The 938-nt window shown below is 52.6% G+C and carries 9 tRNA genes; all 9 read left to right on the top strand.

Annotated elements, in window-relative coordinates:
- Positions 1-100: 100 nt before the first annotated feature.
- The 9 genes from AC1DCY_RS27200 (at position 101) to AC1DCY_RS27240 (ending at position 933) form a co-directional block, all read left to right on the top strand.
- A tRNA-Arg gene (locus AC1DCY_RS27200) sits at positions 101-177 on the top strand.
- A 13-nt stretch (positions 178-190) separates the two neighbouring features.
- Positions 191-267 (top strand) — tRNA-Pro (locus tag AC1DCY_RS27205).
- A 6-nt stretch (positions 268-273) separates the two neighbouring features.
- Positions 274-349, top strand: a tRNA-Ala gene (locus AC1DCY_RS27210).
- Between the two features lie 26 nt (positions 350-375).
- A tRNA-Met gene (locus AC1DCY_RS27215) sits at positions 376-449 on the top strand.
- A 7-nt stretch (positions 450-456) separates the two neighbouring features.
- A tRNA-Ile gene (locus tag AC1DCY_RS27220) sits at positions 457-533 on the top strand.
- A gap of 13 nt (positions 534-546) precedes the next feature.
- Positions 547-639 (top strand) — tRNA-Ser (locus AC1DCY_RS27225).
- A 49-nt stretch (positions 640-688) separates the two neighbouring features.
- Positions 689-763: transfer RNA gene (locus AC1DCY_RS27230), tRNA-Met, on the top strand.
- A gap of 3 nt (positions 764-766) precedes the next feature.
- Positions 767-842: transfer RNA gene (locus tag AC1DCY_RS27235), tRNA-Asp, on the top strand.
- A gap of 15 nt (positions 843-857) precedes the next feature.
- Positions 858-933: transfer RNA gene (locus AC1DCY_RS27240), tRNA-Phe, on the top strand.
- The last annotated feature ends 5 nt before the right edge of the window (positions 934-938 follow it).

Below are 938 nucleotides of genomic sequence, written 5' to 3' on the forward strand. Positions count from 1 at the left end.
GGCGGAACTGGCAGACGCACAGGACTTAAAATCCTGCGGTAGGTGACTACCGTGCCGGTTCGATTCCGGCCCTCGGCACCATTTTTTATTTTAATAATTAGCGCCCGTAGCTCAATTGGATAGAGCGTCTGACTACGGATCAGAAGGTTATGGGTTCGACTCCTGTCGGGCGCGCCAAATTAATATTTATCGGAATGTAGCTCAGCTTGGTAGAGCACTTGGTTTGGGACCAAGGGGTCGTAGGTTCGAATCCTGTCATTCCGACCACTTTATGGGGCCTTAGCTCAGCTGGGAGAGCGCCTGCCTTGCACGCAGGAGGTCAGCGGTTCGATCCCGCTAGGCTCCACCATAAAAGATAACCAGTATAAAGATCCTGGCGGCGTAGCTCAGCTGGCTAGAGCGTACGGTTCATACCCGTAAGGTCGGGGGTTCGATCCCCTCTGCCGCCATCTTAAAGGACCTTTAGCTCAGTTGGTTAGAGCAGACGGCTCATAACCGTCCGGTCGCAGGTTCGAGTCCTGCAAGGTCCACCATTTATATAATTACGGAGGTATACCCAAGTCTGGCTGAAGGGATCGGTCTTGAAAACCGACAGGCGGGTAACACCGCGCGGGGGTTCGAATCCCTCTACCTCCTCCAGTTTACATTTAAATGGTGCTTGAAAAACTCGAAAAGAATATATTATTAACGCGGGGTGGAGCAGTGGTAGCTCGTCGGGCTCATAACCCGAAGGTCGTTGGTTCAAATCCGGCCCCCGCAACCAAATGGTCCCGTGGTGTAGCGGTTAACATGCCTGCCTGTCACGCAGGAGATCGCCGGTTCGATCCCGGTCGGGACCGCCATTTTTTTAAAAATATGGGTCAGTAGCTCAGTTGGTAGAGCATTAGATTGAAGCTCTAAGTGTCGGCGGTTCGATTCCGTCCTGACCCACCATATTT

Source organism: Lysinibacillus sp. 10T31, from assembly GCF_056394365.1.